Origin of the sequence: Pseudomonas auratipiscis (assembly GCF_036324085.1) — a bacterium.
GTDB lineage: Bacteria > Pseudomonadota > Gammaproteobacteria > Pseudomonadales > Pseudomonadaceae > Aquipseudomonas > Aquipseudomonas auratipiscis.
On the sequence record NZ_JAZDCU010000007.1, the window covers coordinates 270,743 to 289,000 of the forward strand.

14 protein-coding genes and 1 pseudogene are annotated in these 18,258 nt (G+C 59.7%); 6 read left to right on the plus strand and 9 right to left on the minus strand.

Annotated features, from left to right (window positions below):
• Positions 1-52: 52 nt before the first annotated feature.
• The 9 genes and pseudogenes from prfB to V0R60_RS12830 all read right to left on the minus strand — a co-directional run bounded on the left by prfB (position 53) and on the right by V0R60_RS12830 (position 10,597).
• Positions 53-1,148, minus strand: a protein-coding gene (gene prfB / locus V0R60_RS12790) for a peptide chain release factor 2 (protein WP_136477862.1) whose coding sequence is annotated in 2 segments (ribosomal slippage) — positions 53-1,075 and positions 1,077-1,148 — 1,095 coding nt in all. Because the reading frame shifts where the segments join, the coding sequence is not laid out codon by codon here.
• A 106-nt stretch (positions 1,149-1,254) separates the two neighbouring features.
• Positions 1,255-2,288, minus strand: a pseudogene (locus V0R60_RS12795) (diguanylate cyclase).
• Positions 2,289-2,339: 51 nt separating this feature from the next.
• Complete coding sequence (gene cheB / locus V0R60_RS12800; protein WP_330079821.1) at positions 2,340-3,353, minus strand: chemotaxis response regulator protein-glutamate methylesterase; 1,014 nt, start codon at positions 3,351-3,353, stop codon at positions 2,340-2,342.
• Entirely contained in the window at positions 3,350-5,644 is a 2,295-nt protein-coding gene (locus V0R60_RS12805) for a hybrid sensor histidine kinase/response regulator (protein WP_136477865.1), read from the minus strand. Before V0R60_RS12805 ends, cheB begins: the two co-directional genes overlap by 4 nt.
• On the minus strand, positions 5,641-6,306 hold the full coding sequence (locus tag V0R60_RS12810) for a chemotaxis protein CheW (RefSeq protein WP_330079822.1): 666 nt from the start codon (positions 6,304-6,306) through the stop codon (positions 5,641-5,643). The genes V0R60_RS12805 and V0R60_RS12810 overlap by 4 nt, the downstream gene beginning before the upstream one ends.
• On the minus strand, positions 6,303-7,577 hold the full coding sequence (locus tag V0R60_RS12815) for a CheR family methyltransferase (protein WP_136477867.1): 1,275 nt from the start codon (positions 7,575-7,577) through the stop codon (positions 6,303-6,305). Before V0R60_RS12815 ends, V0R60_RS12810 begins: the two co-directional genes overlap by 4 nt.
• Positions 7,574-8,110 (minus strand): chemotaxis protein CheW, encoded by a 537-nt coding sequence (locus tag V0R60_RS12820; RefSeq protein WP_136477868.1) that lies wholly within the window; start codon positions 8,108-8,110, stop codon positions 7,574-7,576. Before V0R60_RS12820 ends, V0R60_RS12815 begins: the two co-directional genes overlap by 4 nt.
• Before the next feature lie 6 nt (positions 8,111-8,116).
• Entirely contained in the window at positions 8,117-9,739 is a 1,623-nt protein-coding gene (locus V0R60_RS12825) for a methyl-accepting chemotaxis protein (RefSeq protein WP_330079823.1), read from the minus strand.
• A gap of 129 nt (positions 9,740-9,868) precedes the next feature.
• Positions 9,869-10,597, minus strand: coding sequence for a tellurite resistance TerB family protein (locus tag V0R60_RS12830; RefSeq protein WP_330079824.1), 729 nt, complete (start codon positions 10,595-10,597; stop codon positions 9,869-9,871).
• Positions 10,598-10,753: 156 nt separating this feature from the next.
• Here V0R60_RS12830 and ydcS point away from each other — a divergent pair, with 156 nt between their 5' ends.
• From ydcS to V0R60_RS12860, 6 genes are all read left to right on the plus strand, one after another.
• Positions 10,754-11,905, plus strand: a complete 1,152-nt coding sequence (gene ydcS, locus V0R60_RS12835) for a putative ABC transporter substrate-binding protein YdcS (protein ID WP_136477871.1) — start codon at positions 10,754-10,756, stop codon at positions 11,903-11,905.
• Positions 11,906-11,986: 81 nt separating this feature from the next.
• Positions 11,987-13,027: an ABC transporter ATP-binding protein gene (locus V0R60_RS12840; protein ID WP_136477872.1), complete on the plus strand. Its 1,041-nt coding sequence runs from the start codon at positions 11,987-11,989 to the stop codon at positions 13,025-13,027.
• Positions 13,028-13,942 carry an ABC transporter permease gene (locus V0R60_RS12845; RefSeq protein ID WP_136477873.1) on the plus strand — a complete coding sequence of 305 codons (915 nt, stop codon included), beginning with the start codon at positions 13,028-13,030 and terminating at the stop codon, positions 13,940-13,942.
• A complete protein-coding gene (locus V0R60_RS12850; RefSeq protein ID WP_136477874.1) occupies positions 13,932-14,738 on the plus strand; it encodes an ABC transporter permease in 807 nt (268 codons plus the stop codon). The genes V0R60_RS12845 and V0R60_RS12850 overlap by 11 nt, the downstream gene beginning before the upstream one ends.
• Positions 14,739-14,756: 18 nt before the next feature.
• Positions 14,757-16,181 (plus strand): gamma-aminobutyraldehyde dehydrogenase, encoded by a 1,425-nt coding sequence (locus V0R60_RS12855; protein ID WP_330079825.1) that lies wholly within the window; start codon positions 14,757-14,759, stop codon positions 16,179-16,181.
• Positions 16,182-16,194: 13 nt separating this feature from the next.
• Positions 16,195-18,057: a flavin monoamine oxidase family protein gene (locus V0R60_RS12860; protein WP_330079826.1), complete on the plus strand. Its 1,863-nt coding sequence runs from the start codon at positions 16,195-16,197 to the stop codon at positions 18,055-18,057.
• The last annotated feature ends 201 nt before the right edge of the window (positions 18,058-18,258 follow it).

Sequence of the window (18,258 nt, forward strand, 5' to 3'; positions counted from 1 at the left end):
GATCGCGGGGCAAGCGCTACAGGAGCGCTTGCCCGCGGCATCGGTGTCGCGGTTACAGCCCCTGCTTGAGGCTGGCTTCCAGGTATTCGTCGATATCGCCGTCGAGCACCTTGTCGCAGTCGCTGCGCTCGATGTTGGTGCGTAGATCCTTGATCCGCGAGGCGTCAAGCACATACGAACGGATCTGGTGACCCCAGCCAATGTCCGACTTGCTGTCTTCCAGGGCCTGGGACGCCGCATTGCGCTTTTGCATTTCCAGCTCGTACAACTTGGCCCGCAGCATTTTCATGGCGGTGTCTTTGTTGGCGTGCTGGGAACGTTCGTTCTGGCAACTGACCACGGTGTTGGTCGGTACGTGGGTGATACGGACGGCCGAGTCGGTGGTGTTAACGTGCTGGCCACCGGCACCCGAGGAGCGATAGGTGTCGATACGCAGGTCCGACGGGTTGATATCGATTTCGACTTTGTCGTCGATCTCAGGGGACACGAACACCGCCGAGAACGAGGTGTGGCGGCGGTTGCCGGAGTCGAACGGGCTTTTACGTACCAGGCGGTGCACACCAATTTCGGTGCGCAACCAGCCAAAGGCATATTCGCCTTTGATGTGCACGGTAGCGCCTTTGATCCCGGCGACTTCACCGGCCGACAGCTCCATGATGGTAGCGTCGAAACCGCGTTTGTCAGCCCAGCGCAGGTACATGCGCAAGAGGATGTTGGCCCAGTCCTGGGCTTCGGTACCGCCGGAGCCGGCCTGGATATCCAGGTAGGCGTTGTTCATGTCCATTTCACCGCTGAACATGCGGCGGAATTCCAACTGCGCGAGAGAGGCCTCAAGGCCTTCAAGCATCTCGACGACATCGTTGACGGAGCTTTCGTCGTTTTCTTCGACAGCCATGTCGAGCAATTCGCGCGAGTCGGCCAGGCCACTGGCCATTTCGTCGAGCGTGTCGACGATCTGCGCCAGCGCAGCGCGCTCGCGGCCCAGCTCCTGGGCGTATTCAGGCTTATTCCAGACGCTAGGGTCTTCAAGCTCACGGTTGACTTCGATCAGGCGCTCATGCTTGTGATCGTAGTCAAAGATACCCCCGAATAGACTCGGAACGCTCGGTCAGGTCCTTGATGGTATTCAGGATTGGTTGGATTTCCATGGGCGGGCGGCTCTCGTGCGTAATCTGTAGAAAAGCCGGAGAGTATAACCGAGTCTGGAACCCGACGGCAGCCCGTCGGGCGGTTGTTGCACAAGGATCTGCATCGCTAAATCGGGGCTGGCACCAAGGCCTGCCTCATGCCACGCCAACCTGGTTGCGACCATTGTTCTTGGCCAGGTACAAGCCTTTGTCTGCCGCCGAAATCAGCTGCCGACAATGGCTGCCAATCGCAGGCGTGAGGGTAGACAAGCCGATACTCACCGTCAGGCTGGCGTCGGCGACCGGCATGTTGTGCGCGATGTTCATCCCGACCACGATCTGGCGCAGTTTTTCCGCTACCAGGCGCGCGCCACCCGGCGAGGTGTTGGGCAGAACCAGGGCAAACTCTTCGCCACCATATCGCGCGGGAAGATCGGTAGGACGAGCGCAGGAGCCGCGAATGGCCTCGGCAACCTTGCGCAGCGCCTCGTCGCCGGCCAGGTGCCCGAACGTGTCGTTGAATGCCTTGAAGTAATCGACGTCGATCATGAGCAGCGAAAGCTGAGCCTGCTCGCGCATCGCCCGGCGCCACTCAAGCTCCAGATACTCATCGAAATGACGACGATTGGACAGGCCAGTAAGGCCGTCGGAATTCATCAAGCGCTGCAGCACCAGATTGGTATCGAGCAACTGCTGCTGGCTCACGCGCAAGGCGCGATACGCCTCGTCGCGCTGCAACAAGGTCAGGTATGAGCGCGAGTGGTAGCGAATTCGCGCTACCAACTCGATGTTATCGGGCAGTTTGACCAGGTAGTCGTTGGCGCCGGCGGCAAAGGCTGCGCTTTTTACCAGCGGGTCTTCCTTGGTCGACAGAACGATGATCGGAATGTCCTGGGTTGCCGGATTGTTCCGGTACTCACGCACCAGCGTCAGACCGTCGAGCCCTGGCATGATCAAGTCCTGGAGAATCACCGTTGGTTTGATCTGCACAGCTTGTGCAACAGCCTGATGAGGGTCGGCACAGAAGTGGAAATCGATGTTCTCTTCATGCGCCAGCCCACGCCGCACCGCCTCACCGATCATTGCCTGATCGTCGACCAGCAGGACCATTGCCGAATTTTCATTGGCGGCCGGAAAACCGTCGAGCGGTAAATCATTCATGCGTTGTCACCTGGTCACTGCCGGAGGTCCGGCGTGGCGAAATACATATCGTCATTTTGGAAAAAATTCCATCAATCGTGCAGCAATTCGCTCCAGAGGGCGAATTTCCATGGCCGCATCTATCGCAGCCGCGGCCTTGGGCATGCCGTAAACGGCGCTGCTGTATTGGTCCTGAGCGATGGTCAGGAAGCTTTGCTGGCGCATCAATTTCAGACCTTGGGCACCGTCGCGGCCCATCCCGGTCAAGAGCACGCCTATTGCGTCCCCGCGCCAGTAACGGGCAACGCTTTCAAAAAATACATCAATCGAAGGCCGGTAGATTTCGTTCACCGGTTCTGCGGTGTAAGCCAGGGTGCCGTTCTTGAGCAGGCGAATGTGGTGGTTGGTGCCGGCCAGCAGTACCTGCCCTGGTTGCGGCGCTTCTCCCTCACAGGCCAAGCGCACAGTCAAACCCGAGGCGCTACTGAGCCATTCGGCCATGCCCGCGGCGAATACCTGATCGACGTGTTGCACCAGCACGATAGCGGCAGGAAAATCCCGCGGCAAACCTTTGAGCAGCACTTCCAGAGCCGCAGGACCACCGGCAGAGGAGCCAATGGCAACCAGCTTCTGGCGCTGCGCGAGTTCGCGCGCGGGCGCCGCCATGGGCTGCGGGGTGTTGCTGCGTTGTTGGCCGATCAACCAGCCGATATTGAGGATTTTGCGCAGCAGCGGCGCTGCCGCTTCCTTGGGATCACCCGCTCCCAGCGCCGGGGTGTCGACCACGTCCAGCGCGCCATGCCCCATGGCTTCGAATACGCGGTGGACATTCTGCTGACGGTCCACGGTGACAATCACAATGGCGCAGGGTGTCTCGGCCATAATTCGCCGGGTGGCCTCTACACCATCCATGACAGGCATGATCAGATCCATCAGGATCAGGTCCGGCGTCTGTCCGGCACACATCTTCACGGCTTCGGCACCGTTGCTGGCTACCCAGATGACCTGGTGCAGTGGCTCGAACGCTAGCGCCCGGCGCAGAGTCTCCACCGCCATGGGCATGTCGTTGACGATAGCGATCTTCATCCCTGGGCTCCCCCGATCAACTCGACCACAGCATCAAGCAAGGCATCATCATGGAAACTTGCTTTTGCCAAATAGTAGTCGGCTCCAGCGTCCAGTCCACGGCGACGATCTTCTTCACGATCCTTGTAGGACACCACCATGACTGGCAGCGATTGCAGGCGGCTGTCGCGACGCAACAAAGTGACCAACTCGATACCATCCATCCGCGGCATGTCGATATCGGTAATCAGCAAATCGAAATCCTCACCACGCAGCGCGTTCCAGCCGTCCATGCCGTCAACCGCCACCGCAACTTCATAGCCGCGATTGCTCAACAGCTTGCGCTGCAGTTCGCGCACGGTCAGTGAGTCATCAACCACCAGGATGCGCTTGCGCGCCGCCTCGCGAGTATTGCGGTGACCACGTTCGATGCGCTCCAGACGGCCAGTGCTGAGCAACTTCTCGACCGAGCGCAACAGATCTTCGACGTCGATGATCAACACCACACTGCCATTATCCAGCAGGGCCCCAGAGGAAATATCCTGGACTTTACCCAACCGCGCATCGAGCGGCATAACCACCAACACCCGCTCGCCGACCAGGCGTTCGACGGCCACGCCGTAGAGCATGTCTCGCTCGCGGATAACCACTACTTTAATCGTCGGCGCATCAGTCTCGGTCGGCGGCCGATTGAGCAACTGATTGGCCGCGACCAAGCCGATATGCCGACCTTCATGCCAGAAATGCTGACGCCCCTCTATCTGTACGATGGCCTCAGGGGGCAGTTCCAGGGTTCGCTCGATGTGCGCCAGCGGAAAGGCATAGGCTTCCGCGCCGACTTCCACAACCAGACTGCGCACGACCGAAAGGGTCAGGGGTACTTCCAAGTGAAAACAGCTGCCCTGCCCGTTAGTCTGGGTCAGCACGATAGACCCGCGCAGTAGTCGGACCATATGCTGCACTGCATCCAGGCCAACGCCACGCCCGGAAACCTCGGTCACCTTGTCACGCAGACTGAAGCCCGGCAGGAACAGGAAGGTCAGCAACTCGGCTTCGCTCATCTGCGCCACGGTTTCAGCAGGGGACAACTGCCGCTCGATAATGCTCTGACGCAACCGCTGCAGGTCGACGCCGCCGCCATCATCACTGAGTTCCAATACCAGCAGGCCAGCCTGGTGCGAGGCCCGCAAACGGATATGGCCTTCCGCCGGTTTACCTGCCAACAGCCGCCGCTCGGGCAACTCGATACCATGGTCGACTGCATTGCGTAGCAGATGGGTCAACGGCGCTTCGAGCTTTTCCAGGACATCGCGATCAACCTGGGTCTTCTCGCCTTCGATCTCCAAACGAACCTGCTTGCCCAGCGAGCGCCCCAGGTCTCGGACCATTCGGCTTTGTCCGGTCAACACATCGGCAAACGGGCGCATGCGGCACGCCAGAGCTGTGTCATAAAGCAGTTGTGCGCGTTGGCTGGCTTGCCAACCAAATTCGTCCAGGTCGGCTGCCTGTTGCAGAAGAATCTGCTGGGTTTGTGCAAGGAGTTGCTGGGCCTGGGCCAGCGATTCCTGAACTTCCGGACTCTGGCCGCTGGCCTCCAGTTGGATCTTGAGCCCGTCCAGGGCCCGAATGCTTTGGCTGTGCATACGCTTGAGGCGCTGCAGCGTGGCCAGGTAAGGCTTGAGCCGCTGGGTTTCGACCATCGACTTGCTGGACAGATCGAGCAAGCTGTTCAGGCGCTCGGCAGTTACCCGCAATATCCGTTCACCGCCTTCAGCGGCGCGCTTGCCGCTGCGCTTGCTGGCGACCTCTGGTTCGGCGTCAATGCTTGAGGGCTCCACTACCGGTTCAGCTATCGCTTCTCTCGGCTGCGGCTCCGATGCAGTGACAATCGGCGCCGCCGGTGCACCCCTCGCTGGCGCAGCAGAGGGGTCGAGCAGAGCCGCCATTTGCAGGAGAAAAGCCTGTACCGCAGGTTCCAACGTGGCATCGCCAGGCGTGGCAATGCGCATCAATAGATCAGTGCCCTGCAACAACGCATCGATGTGTTCAGCGCGCAAGCGCAGGCGCCCTTCCTGCGCGCCGACCAGGCAGTCTTCCATCACATGCGCAACGCTGACCCCGGCGTCGACGCCAACGATTCGCGCTGCGCCCTTGAGCGAGTGAGCTGCACGCATGCAGGCTTCCAACTGGTCAGCCTGGGTTGGGTTGCGCTCCAGCGCCAACAGACCGGCGCTGAGCACTTGGGTCTGAGCTTCGGCTTCCAGGCTGAACAACTCGAGCAAGGACGCGTCCCGCATTTGCTCTGGGGTCATGAAAGGCTCCGGTTCACAGCAGAAAGCACCTGTTCTTCATCCAGCACCCGCACACTGCGCTCGCGCCACTGCAGGACGGCAGCGGTAAAACGTGCTGCCTCGCTGTGCTCGTGGTGCACAAGTTCCGGGTCAATACCGTGGATACCATCGACTTCATCCACACGCACCACCACCGAACCGCCAGCAGCGGCCAGGATCAACATACGCGGCATGATTCTGCCCGAAGCATTGACCTCAGCCTGAACTTCCAGGCCAAGCAGGTCTGCCAGTGACAGGCACGGCACCAGGGCGCCACGCACATTGGCTACGCCCTGCAGCACTCGCGAACGTTGGTGAGGCAGTGAATGCACTGGCTGCAGCGGCGCGACCTCGACCAGACAACGGGTAGCCAGTGCCAGCCACTCTTCACCGAGCCGGAACAGCAGCATCGAGCGAGTGGCCCGCTGCTCCTGAACCTGAACCTGCTGGTGGGCGTCCTGGGACAACGAATAACGGTCCAGCAATCGCGTCGCAGCACTGGCATAGACATCGCAGTTGCGGCAGTGAATGTGCTCGACCAACAACGGGCAACTTTTATCGCCGCGCACACCGATACGATTCCAGCAATCATCGATTGCACTGGCATCGGCGGCAACGAGTTGTACCTGATCATCAGTGATCATTGTTCAGACTCCCGATCCGCTCGCCGCGCAGCGCGCTCCTGCAGACGACGCGCGCCAGCGACATCGCCCTGGGACGCCAATAATGCTGCCAGATGTGCCAGTGCCTCGGCATGCTGCGGGTCGAGGTAGAGCGCTTTACGATAGTGGCTGAGCGCCTCGCCCGCGTCACCTGCCGTATCACTGAGCAGCCCAAGCCAGTAGAACACCTCGGCATGCGGCGGATACTGCTGCAAGTAGCGAGCACAGGCAGCCCTGGCCTCGGCACTGCTGCCGCTGTTGGCAAGCCGGGTGATCTGCGCCAGCAACTCGACACGGCTGTCTGCCAGCGCGGCCTGGGCAACCGCCGGCGGTGCAACGATCTTGAGTTTACGCGCGGGTACAGGCAACGGTGCGAGCACGCTTTTGGCCACCGGCGATGGCGGCATAGGTGGCAGTAGCGGTTTGCTGGAAAACAGCGGCGCAGGCTCGATGATTTCGGCCTGGCGCATATAGGCAAAGGATTGTGCGATACCCAGCGGGCGCATGCCCATGCGCGCCAGCAAGCTACCTTCGGCCGGACCGATAAACAGCACACCCTCCTCGTGAATCAAACTCTTGAGCACCTCGAAAACCCGTTTCTGGGTGGGTACGTCAAAATAGATCAACAAATTGCGGCAGAAGACAAAATCATAACTGCCTTGCAGGCTGAGCAGCGCTGGGTCGAGCACATTGCCGACTTGCAGTTTGACCTGTTGACGCACTCGCTCGTGTAGTCGGTGTCCCTCCTGGCTTTCATCAAAATGCCGCTGACGAAATTGCAGATCCGACCCGCGAAACGAGTTCCGCCCGTACAGGCCTTGCTCAGCCCGGTTTATCGAGATTGGGCTGATGTCCATGCCGTCGACACGAAACGCGTGCGCGCCAAGCCCGGCATCCAGCAGGGTCATGGCAATCGAGTAAGGTTCCTCTCCGGTGGAACATGGCAGGCTGAGAATGCGCAATGGACGCGCCCCAGCCAGCTCGACCAAACGCTTGCGGGCAAGGCTCGCCAATGCCGAAAAGGACTCCGGGTAACGGAAGAACCAGGTCTCGGGGACGATCACTGCCTCGATCAGCGCCTGTTTTTCCTCACTCGACTGCTGCAGCCGCAGCCAGTAGTCGTCCAGATCGATCGCCGCTACTGCAGCGCAACGCTGGCGCAATGCGCGCTCGACCATCGAGGTGCCGACCGAAGCGACATCCAGACCGATGCGCTCCTGCAGAAAACGAAAAAAACGTTGTTCATGACTCATGGCTGTTCCCCGTGCACAGACACCTGCTCTTCAGGCAAGGGGTACAGCAAGGCACGTACCTCGTCGCTGAGCAGGTCCTGCACGCTGATGCGCTGCACCAAGCCCTGAGCATCCTCGCGCACCGGCCCAAGGTAGCGAGCCTGATGGTTATCCACACCGTAGGGTTGGAACGCTTGCGGCGAGCAACGCAAGGTGTCGGTGGCCTGCTCAAGAATCAACCCCAGCAATCGCTCGGGCTGCAACGGGTCGTTACGGTAATGCACCAGCACAAGCCGTGTACTGGTACGCACCGGGGCAGGCACTCCGAAGCTCAAGGCGCCGACGTCGATTACCGGCACCAATGCGCCGCGGTGAGCCAACACCCCGGCAACCCAGGTTGGGGTATGGGCCAGAGGTTTGAGCGGCAGCCGCGGCAAGACTTCGGCAATTTCATGGGCGTCGAGCGCAAAGCGCTGCTCACCCATACGGAACAACAGGTACAACGTGCCGTGAGCGATCATGTGCTGGCTACGATCAAGCTTGAAGTCAGTCATCGCCAATCAGACTTTGAACCGCGACACGCCACCACGCAGGCCGGTAGCAACCTGGCTCAACTCGTCGATGGCAAAGCTGGCCTGACGCAGCGACTCAACGGTCTGGCTGCTGGCATCGCCCAGCTGGGCCAGGGCGTGGTTGATCTGTTCGGCGCCAGTGGCCTGGGCCTGCATCCCTTCATTCACCATCAGCACCCGCGGCGCCAAGGCCTGGACTTGATGAATGATCTGGCTCAGTTGCTCACCTACCTGTTGCACCTCGAACATGCCACGGCGCACCTCCTCGGAGAACTTGTCCATGCCCATCACCCCAGCGGACACCGCTGACTGAATCTCACGGACCATCTGCTCGATGTCATAGGTAGCAACCGCGGTCTGGTCTGCCAGGCGTCGTACTTCAGTGGCCACCACCGCAAAGCCGCGACCGTATTCGCCAGCCTTTTCAGCTTCGATGGCAGCGTTAAGTGAGAGCAGGTTGGTTTGATCGGCAACCTTGACGATTGTGACCACGACCTGATTGATGTTGCCGGCCTTCTCATTGAGGATCGCCAGCTTGTTGTTGACCAGGTCGGCGGCGCCCATCACCTGGTGCATGGTTTCTTCCATGCGTGCCAGCCCTTGTTGGCCGGAACCTGCAAGGTTCGAAGCCTGGTCGGCGGCTGAAGTAACTTCGGTCATTGTGCGTACCAGGTCACGGGAAGTTGCGGCAATTTCCCGTGAGGTGGCGCCAATTTCAGTGGTAGTGGCTGCCGTTTCGGTAGCGGTAGCCTGCTGTTGCTTGGAGGTGGCAGCAATTTCGGTGACCGACGTAGTCACTTGCACGGATGAACGCTGGGCCTGGGAGACCAGGCTGGTCAACTCGCCCATCATTTCATTGAAGCCGGTTTCCACTGCACCGAATTCGTCTTTGCGGTCGAGGTTCATGCGCACGCTCAGGTCGCCGCTGCTGAGCTTGTCCAGGGCGTGGACGATACGTTGCATCGGCGCGGTAATGGCACGCATCAGCAGCAAGCCGCAGATAGTTGCTGCGATAATCGCCAGGACCAGAGAAGTGATCATGCTGAACTTGGCCGTCACCACAGCGCCGACGATCGATTCGGCTGCTTCTTCGGCAGAATGGCGGTTGCGCTCGATTACTGCGTTCAGGTGATTGCGTCCAGTGTTCCAGGCCGGGGTCAACACCTCGTTGATCAGGCGCTCAGCTTCGCTGTAGTCCTTGCGACGATAGGCTTCAAGCACCGTCTCGATCGACTTGATGTAGCCGTCTTCGAGGTGTTCGAACTCATCGAAACTGGCTTGATCCTGTGGATCCTTGATGGTGCCTTGGTAGCTGGCCATGTGCTGTTTCAGGCGTGCCTCAAAGCCCTTGTACAACGCCAGGTCAGCAGAGGTGATCTCGCGATTGCCGCTCAAGCCCACCAATTGCTGGGTCAACACGTAACTGTCGACCCAGGCACTGCGGATCATGGAGCTGTAATACACCCCGGGAATGCTATCGGTTCGAACTGCTTCCTCACCGGATTCGATGGTCACCAGCCGTGAATAGGCCGCCACCACCATCAACAGCATGATGGCGATAATCACGGCGAAGCTCGCCAGAATCCGTTGGCGCAAGGTCCAGTTTTTCACAGTCAGCCCTCAAGTGTTCTACGCGAGCAGAAAAATGGGCAGAGTATAGCCCAGGCTCCAAGGGCTTTTGCGCCTGACTTTCAGGCTGGACCGGAGCAAATGGCCAGTGCAATGGCCACTTGCCTGAAATCATTGGCCAATGGCTTGCCTGACCTGGCTCTCAAGTTCTACTTTCAATGCCGGGTCCAACTTCAGTTGACGCGCCAATTCGTCAAGGTAAGCGCGCTCCATGAAGTGCTCCTCGTCGACCAGCATGACACTGGCGATATACATCTCCGCGGCCATTTCCGGCGTAGTAGCGGCGCGCGCGACATCAGCGGGATCCAGGGGTTTGTTGAGCTCGGCATGCAACCAGTGCTGCAGCTCCTGATCGTTGGAAAGCTTGACGAATTCACCTTCGATAAGCGCTCGCTCGCGCTCATCGACATGACCATCGGACTTGGCCGCGGCCACCAGGGCCTTGAGGATGGCCTGGCTGTGTTGCTCGACCTGCGCCGGGGGCAGGCGATCGAGCGTCTGCGGCTCGCCCTGCACCGCAGTGCCCTGTTTGGCCTGCCAGTTGCCATAAGCCTTGTACGCCAGCACGCCAAGTGCCGCCAGGCCGCCGTAGGTCAGGGCCTTGCCGCCATACTTGCGCGCCTTTTTGCTGCCCATCAACAGCCCCATTGCACCCGCTGCCAGGGCTCCGCCACCGGCTCCGGAAAGCAGACTGCCCAGGCCACCGCCGCCTTTGCCTCCCAGCAGATCGCCAAGACCGCCTGACCCACCAGCCTTGCCGGCTGAGTTCTTGCCAGCCTGATTCTGCAGCAGGTCCTGACCGGATTTGAGCAACTGATCGAGCAAACCACGGGTGTTCATCTGGAACCTCCAAGGACGGGAAATAAACCCCAAGATTACTGCCGCAAGCTGAAATCAAGCTGAATGCATTTGCATCCAGATGTTGCACTACGCTTAAAGCGATGTGCCACCGCTTTCATGACTGACCCGATCATAATTTGAACAAGAGGGAACACCATGCTTGTGAACAAGACCGCTTTGCTCAGTGCCCTGGGTACCGCCTTGCTGGCCAGCACCAGCCTGCAGGCGGCGCAACCTCTGAAGGCTGTAGGCGCTGGCGAAGGGCAACTGGATATCGTCGCCTGGCCCGGTTATATCGAGCGCGGTGAAAGTGACAAAGCCTACGATTGGGTTAGCGGCTTCGAGAAGGAAACCGGCTGCAAAGTCAGCGTCAAGACCGCTGCCACTTCCGACGAGATGGTCAGTTTGATGACCAAGGGTGGTTACGACCTGGTCACGGCGTCCGGCGATGCTTCGCTACGCCTGATTGCGGGCAAACGTATTCAGCCGATCAACACCGCATTGATCCCGAACTGGAAAAACCTCGATCCACGGCTCAAGGATGGCGCCTGGTATGTAGTGGACGACCAGGTATACGGCACCCCTTACCAGTGGGGTCCCAATGTGCTGTTGTATAACACCAACGTTTTCAAGCAAGCGCCTACCAGTTGGAGCGTGGTCTTCGAGCCGCAAGACTTGCCTGACGGCAAGCCGAACAAGGGTCGCGTCCAGGCCTACGATGGCCCCATCTATATAGCCGACGCAGCGTTGTACCTGAAGTCGACCAAGCCCGATCTGGGCATCCAGAACCCTTACGAACTCAATGAAACACAATACAAGGCCGTACTCGATCTGCTGCGCCAGCAACAACCGTTGATTCATCGCTACTGGCACGATGCGACGGTCCAGATGAGCGATGTAAAAAACGAAGGCGTGGTCGCGTCCAGTTCCTGGGGCTACATGGTCAACACCCTGAAGGCCGACAACCAACCGGTGGCCTCGACCATTCCCAAGGAAGGCGCCACCGGCTGGGCCGATACCACCATGCTGCATGCCGAGGCCAAACACCCCAACTGCGCCTACAAATGGATGGACTGGTCACTGCAACCCAAGGTCCAGGGCGATGTGGCAGCCTGGTTCGGCTCTCTGCCTGCGGTGCCGGCGGCCTGCACCGGCAGTGAACTGCTCGGCGCTGAGGGCTGTAAAACCAACGGCTTCGACAACTTCGACAAAATCGCTTTCTGGAAAACCCCGCAGGCAGAGGGTGGCAAGTTTGTGCCGTACAGCCGCTGGACTCAGGACTATATCGCAATCATGGGTGGCCGCTGAGGCCCTGTCGCCGGGCAAGCGGCGCCGCCAGAGCGTGCGACTTGCCCGGCGATTCCGTCTAGACACCGGGAGCACCGCAGCATGACCCTTGCAGTCCAGTTCACCGATGTTTCCCGCTACTTTGGCGAGGTCAGGGCCGTCGACCGGGTGTCCATAGACATCCAGGACGGCGAGTTTTTCTCGATGCTCGGCCCTTCCGGTTCGGGCAAAACCACCTGCCTGCGCCTGATTGCCGGCTTCGAGCAACCCAGCGCCGGTTCTATCCGCATTCATGGTGAGGAGGCGGCCGGGCTGCCGCCCTACCAACGTGACGTCAACACGGTGTTCCAGGATTACGCCCTGTTTCCGCATATGAATGTCCGCGACAACGTCGCCTATGGCCTGAAGGTCAAGGGCGTGGGCAAGCAGGATCGTCTGGCCCGTGCCGAAGAAGCCCTGGCCATGGTCGCCCTGGAAGGTTACGGGCAACGCAAGCCGGTTCAACTGTCCGGCGGCCAGCGTCAGCGCGTGGCCCTGGCCCGGGCACTGGTCAACCGCCCCCGGGTGCTGCTGCTCGATGAGCCCCTGGGCGCACTGGACCTGAAGCTGCGTGAGCAAATGCAGAGCGAGCTGAAGAAACTCCAGCGTCAGTTGGGCATTACCTTCATCTTTGTTACCCATGACCAGACCGAAGCGCTGTCGATGTCCGATCGTGTCGCGGTATTCAACCGCGGTCGCATCGAGCAGGTGGATACCCCGCGCAACCTGTACATGAAGCCAGCCACCACCTTCGTCGCCGAGTTTGTCGGTACCTCCAACGTGCTGCGTGGGGAGCTGGCGGCCCAGTTGAATGGCAGTCAGCTACCCTTTTCGATTCGCCCGGAGCACATCCGTTTGGGCGAACATCCAGCAGCTGGCGATGAGATCCAGGTCAGCGGGTTGCTCCACGATATCCAGTATCAGGGCAGTGCCACTCGCTACGAACTGAAACTGGACAATGGCCAGTTGCTCAATGTCAGTCAAGCCAACAACCAATGGCAAGAGCAAGCCGCGCCCTGGCAGCCGGGCCAGCGCCTGCAGGCTCGTTGGGCACGGGAAGCGATGACCTCGCTACAGGAAACCGTCTTGAACGAGGGCCCATAGATGAGCCAGGCCCTGCGCAGCTTCTCAAATTTGCTCTACCGCAGACCCAATCTTTATCTGGCGCTACTGCTGATACCACCGTTGATCTGGTTCGGTGCCATCTACCTTGGATCATTGCTGAGCCTGCTCTGGCAGGGTTTCTACACGTTTGACGACTTCACCATGGCGGTCACCCCGACGCTGACCCTGACCAACTTCGCCGCCCTGTTCAACCCCTCGAACTTCGACATTATCTTGCGCACGCTGGGCATGGCTGTTGCGGTATCCGTCGCCAGCGCCGCCCTGGCCTTTCCAATCGCCTATTACATGGCCCGCTATACCACGGGCAAAACCAAGGCGTTCTTCTACATCGCGGTGATGATGCCGATGTGGGCCAGCTATATCGTCAAGGCCTATGCCTGGACCCTGCTGTTGGCCAAAGGCGGCGTGGCGCAGTGGTTTGTCCAGCAGCTTCACATGGAGCCGTTGCTACAGTTCATTCTTGGCATTCCTGGCGTTGGCGGCAGCACCTTGTCAACGTCGCACCTGGGACGCTTTCTGGTGTTTGTGTACATCTGGCTGCCGTTCATGATCCTGCCCATCCAGGCCTCGCTGGAGCGTTTGCCGCCGTCGTTGCTGCAAGCCTCGGCGGATCTTGGCGCCAAACCCCGACAAACCTTCATGCAGGTGATTCTGCCGCTGGCGGTTCCCGGAATCGCAGCCGGCTCGATCTTCACTTTTTCACTGACCCTGGGCGACTTCATCGTGCCGCAGCTGGTGGGTCCACCGGGTTATTTCATTGGCAGCATGGTCTACGCCCAGCAAGGCGCCATTGGCAACATGCCCATGGCAGCAGCGTTCACCCTGGTGCCCATCGTGTTGATTGCCATCTACCTGTCCATGGTCAAACGTCTGGGGGCTTTCGATGCACTCTGAGCGCGCTTCGTGGGGCCTGCGTCTGGCGGCCTGGGGCGGATTGGTGTTCCTGCACTTTCCAATCCTGATCATTTTTCTGTACGCCTTCAATACTCAGGATGCGGCGTTCAGCTTCCCGCCACAGGGCTTTACCTTGAAATGGTTCAGCGTGGCCTTTTCCCGGCCCGATGTGCTGGAGTCGATCAAGTTGTCGCTGCAGGTTGCCTGCCTGGCCACCTTGATTGCCCTAGTACTCGGCACACTGGCGTCCGCAGCACTGTATCGACGCAGTTTCTTCGGCAAAGAAAGCATCTCACTGATGTTGATCCTGCCTATCGCACTGCCCGGGATCATCACCGGCATCGCCCTGCTTTCGGCGTTCAAAACCCTGGGGATCGAGCCAGGCATATTCACCATTGTCGTGGGCCACGCGACCTTCTGCGTGGTGATCGTCTATAACAACGTCATCGCCAGGCTGCGCCGCACCTCCCATAGTCTGATCGAAGCGTCGATGGACCTGGGGGCTGACGGTTGGCAAACCTTCCGCTACATCATCCTGCCCAATCTGGGGTCGGCGCTGCTGGCCGGCGGCATGCTGGCATTTGCCTTGTCATTCGATGAAATCATTGTCACCACCTTCACCGCCGGACACGAACGAACCTTGCCGATCTGGTTGCTCAACCAGCTCAGTCGCCCCCGGGACGTACCGGTGACTAACGTGGTCGCCATGCTGGTCATGCTGGTCACCATGCTGCCGATTCTTGGCGCCTATTACCTTACCCGTGGCGGCGAAAGCGTTGCCGGCAGCGGCAAATAAATCCAAGAGGACTTTACGATGCAAACCCGATTGTTGATCAACGGCCAACTGGTAACTGGCGAAGGTAATGCGCTGGCAGTACTCAACCCCGCGATGGGTAGCGTTCTGGTGGAAATCAACGAAGCCAGCGAAGCTCAAGTCGATGCCGCTGTACGCGCAGCCGATCATGCTTTCGAGAGCTGGTCGCAGACCACGCCCAAGGACCGTTCGCTGTTGTTGCTGAAGCTGGCCGACAGCATCGAGGCTCATGGCGAGGAATTGGCCCGCCTGGAGTCGGACAATTGCGGAAAGCCCTACGCTGCCGCGCTCAACGACGAGATCCCGGCGATTGCCGACGTGTTTCGCTTTTTTGCCGGCGCCACCCGTTGCCTGGGAGGATCGGCCGCGGGGGAATATCTGTCAGGGCATACCTCGATGATTCGTCGTGACCCACTCGGCGTGGTCGCCTCCATCGCACCGTGGAACTACCCATTGATGATGGTAGCGTGGAAAATCGCCCCGGCCCTGGCGGCAGGCAATACCGTGGTGCTCAAGCCTTCGGAGCAAACACCGCTGACCGCTTTGCGCCTGGCACAGCTGGCTGCCGATCTGTTCCCCGCTGGCGTGCTGAATATTCTTTTTGGCCGTGGGCCGAGCGTCGGCACACCGCTGGTCAGCCACCCGAAGGTGCGCATGGTATCGCTGACCGGTTCCATAGCCACCGGCGCCAACATCATTGCCAGCACGGCAGAAAGTGTAAAACGCATGCACATGGAGCTCGGCGGCAAGGCCCCGGTGATCATCTTCGACGATGCCGATATTGACGCCGCCGTCGAAGGCATCCGCACCTTCGGTTTCTACAATGCTGGCCAGGACTGCACGGCAGCCTGCCGGATTTATGCGCAGAGCGGCATCTACGAACAATTCGTGGAAAAGCTCGGCAACGCCGTAGCCAGTATCAAGCATGGCCTGCAGAACGATCCACAGACCGAACTCGGGCCGCTGATTACCGCCCAGCACCGTGATCGAGTCGCTGCCATGGTCGAGCGCGCTGTCGCCCAGCCGCATGTACGTCTGGTAACAGGCGGCAAGGCCGTGGCGGGTGACGGCTTCTTTTTCGAGCCCACAGTACTGGCCGATGTGCAGCAGGATGACGAAATCGTCCGGCGCGAAGTCTTCGGGCCGGTGGTCTCGGTCACTCGCTTTGACGACGAAACCCAGGCCCTGGCGTGGGCCAATGACTCCGACTACGGCCTCGCCTCTTCGCTATGGACCCAGGATGTAGGGCGCGCCCACCGGGTTTCGGCACGACTGCAGTACGGTTGTACCTGGGTCAACACGCACTTTATGCTGGTCAGTGAAATGCCCCACGGTGGGCAAAAACTGTCGGGGTACGGCAAGGATATGTCCATGTACGGACTGGAAGACTACACCTGCGTTCGGCATGTGATGTTCAAACATTAAGGTAAGGAAACCCATGGAAATTACCCGACGCGACTTCATCAATGGCGTCGCTATCGGCATTGCGGCGGGCCTGACGCCCCTGCAACTGCTGCAAGCTGCCCAGAGCGAGCGCTATTACCCACCCGCCTTGACCGGGCTGCGGGGCAGCCATGTTGGCGCGTTCGAGGTGGCTCACCAGATGGGCTGGGAGAAAAAGCGTTTTGCAACCGACGCGCTGCCGATCAGCGAGGAGTATGACCTGGTAGTGGTGGGTGCTGGCATCAGCGGGCTCTCGGCGGCGTACTTCTATCGAGAAAGGCATCCCACGGCAAAAATCCTCATTATCGAAAACCACGATGATTTTGGCGGCCATGCCAAGCGCAACGAATTCAGCGTCGATGGCCGGATGATTATCGGCTACGGCGGCAGCGAGGCGTTCCAGTCACCCAATCATCTGTACAGCCCCGAAGTCAACGGACTGCTGAAAAAGCTTGGCGTCGATATCAAGCGCTTTGAAAGCGCTTTTGACCGCAACTTCTACCCGGATCTGGGCCTGTCTCGCGGGGTATTTTTCGACAAGGAGAATTTCGGCGAAGACAAACTGGTCAGCGGTGACCCAACGCCAATGGTCGCAGACGATATTGCTCCTGAACGCCTGAACGCTCGTCCAATCCGCGCCTTCATCAACGATTTCCCTTTGCCCGAGAGCGACCGCACGGCGCTGATCGACCTGCATGAAGCCCCCAGGGATTACCTGGCGGGCAAGTCGCTGAAGGACAAGACCGCCTACCTGGAACGCACCAGCTACCAGGACTTCCTGCTCAAGGATGTCGGCCTGTCGCCAACGGCGGTTAAGTACTTCCAGGGCCGCAGCAACGATTTCATGGCGCTGAGTATCGATGCCGTGGCCGCTGCCGATGCCTACTACGTTGGCTTCCCCGGGTTTGGGGCAATGAACCTTGAGCCTATCAGTGAAGAAGCCCAGGCGGAGATGGAGGAGCCCTACATCTACCACTTCCCTGATGGCAATGCTTCGCTGGCGCGTCTATTGGTGCGTAGCCTGATTCCAGACGTGGCACCGGGCGAGGGCATGGATGATATCGTTCTGGCCAACTTCGACTACAGCCAACTCGACCGTACTGCACACCCGGTACGCCTGCGCCTGAACAGTACCGCAGTCAGCGTGCGCAACGTCGATGGCGGCGTGAACATCGGCTACAGCCGGGATGGCAAGCTGGCCCAAGTGCGTGGCAAGCACTGCATCCTGGCTTGCTACAACATGATGATCCCATACCTGTTGCGCGACCTCTCGGCCGAACAAGCGTTTGCGCTGAGCCAGAATGTAAAATTTCCCCTGGTCTACACCAAGGTCATCGTGCGCAACTGGCATGCCTTCGAGAAACTCGGCGTGCATGAAATCTACGCCGCCACCCAACCCTATAGCCGGATCAAGCTGGACTACCCGGTAAGCATGGGCGGTTATGAGCATCCCCGTGATCCGGCGCAGCCAATCGGCCTGCACATGGTCTATGTGCCCACCAGCCCGGACAGCGGCATGAACAGCCGCGACCAGGCTCGCGCTGGGCGTGGCAGGTTGTACGGCACCCCGTTCGAAGCGCTGGAAAGCCAACTGCGCGACCAACTGCAACGCATGCTCGGGCCTGGCGGCTTCGATCACAACCAAGACATCCTGGCGATCACCGTCAACCGTTGGCCACATGGCTACGCCTGTTTCACCAACACCCTCTACGACAATGCCGAGCAGACAGAGCAATGGATAGAACTGGCACGCAAACCGCTGGGCAAGGTCAGCATCGCCAACTCCGATGCCGCCTGGAGCGCCTATGCCCATGCTGCAATCGACGAGGCGTGGCGGGCGGTTGGCGAGCAAGCTTAGACGCGTATCACCGGCCAAGCCCTTCACTGAAGGAAGGCAATTCAACCTGCTCTTGATCTGCTTCTGACCTGCTTTTGACCTGCTTTTGACCTGCTTTTGACCTGCTTTTGATCTTGATCCACCTGCCCCGTTAACCAGAAGGGCCGAGTGAAGGTGTTGCGAAAGGGCTAGCGCGCAGCGCCTTCGGCCTTGGCCGAAGTT

What these genes read in the sequence shown, in the direction of transcription:
- cheB (WP_330079821.1), bottom strand. Translation starts at nt 3,353, where the DNA reads ATGAAGATCGCTATCGTCAACGACATGCCCATGGCGGTGGAGACTCTG.
- V0R60_RS12805 (WP_136477865.1), bottom strand. Translation starts at nt 5,644, where the DNA reads ATGACCCCAGAGCAAATGCGGGACGCGTCCTTGCTCGAGTTGTTCAGC.
- V0R60_RS12810 (WP_330079822.1), bottom strand. Translation starts at nt 6,306, where the DNA reads ATGATCACTGATGATCAGGTACAACTCGTTGCCGCCGATGCCAGTGCA.
- V0R60_RS12815 (WP_136477867.1), bottom strand. Translation starts at nt 7,577, where the DNA reads ATGAGTCATGAACAACGTTTTTTTCGTTTTCTGCAGGAGCGCATCGGT.
- V0R60_RS12820 (WP_136477868.1), bottom strand. Translation starts at nt 8,110, where the DNA reads ATGACTGACTTCAAGCTTGATCGTAGCCAGCACATGATCGCTCACGGC.
- V0R60_RS12830 (WP_330079824.1), bottom strand. Translation starts at nt 10,597, where the DNA reads ATGAACACCCGTGGTTTGCTCGATCAGTTGCTCAAATCCGGTCAGGAC.
- ydcS (WP_136477871.1), top strand. Translation starts at nt 10,754, where the DNA reads ATGCTTGTGAACAAGACCGCTTTGCTCAGTGCCCTGGGTACCGCCTTG.
- V0R60_RS12840 (WP_136477872.1), top strand. Translation starts at nt 11,987, where the DNA reads ATGACCCTTGCAGTCCAGTTCACCGATGTTTCCCGCTACTTTGGCGAG.
- V0R60_RS12845 (WP_136477873.1), top strand. Translation starts at nt 13,028, where the DNA reads ATGAGCCAGGCCCTGCGCAGCTTCTCAAATTTGCTCTACCGCAGACCC.
- V0R60_RS12850 (WP_136477874.1), top strand. Translation starts at nt 13,932, where the DNA reads ATGCACTCTGAGCGCGCTTCGTGGGGCCTGCGTCTGGCGGCCTGGGGC.
- V0R60_RS12855 (WP_330079825.1), top strand. Translation starts at nt 14,757, where the DNA reads ATGCAAACCCGATTGTTGATCAACGGCCAACTGGTAACTGGCGAAGGT.
- V0R60_RS12860 (WP_330079826.1), top strand. Translation starts at nt 16,195, where the DNA reads ATGGAAATTACCCGACGCGACTTCATCAATGGCGTCGCTATCGGCATT.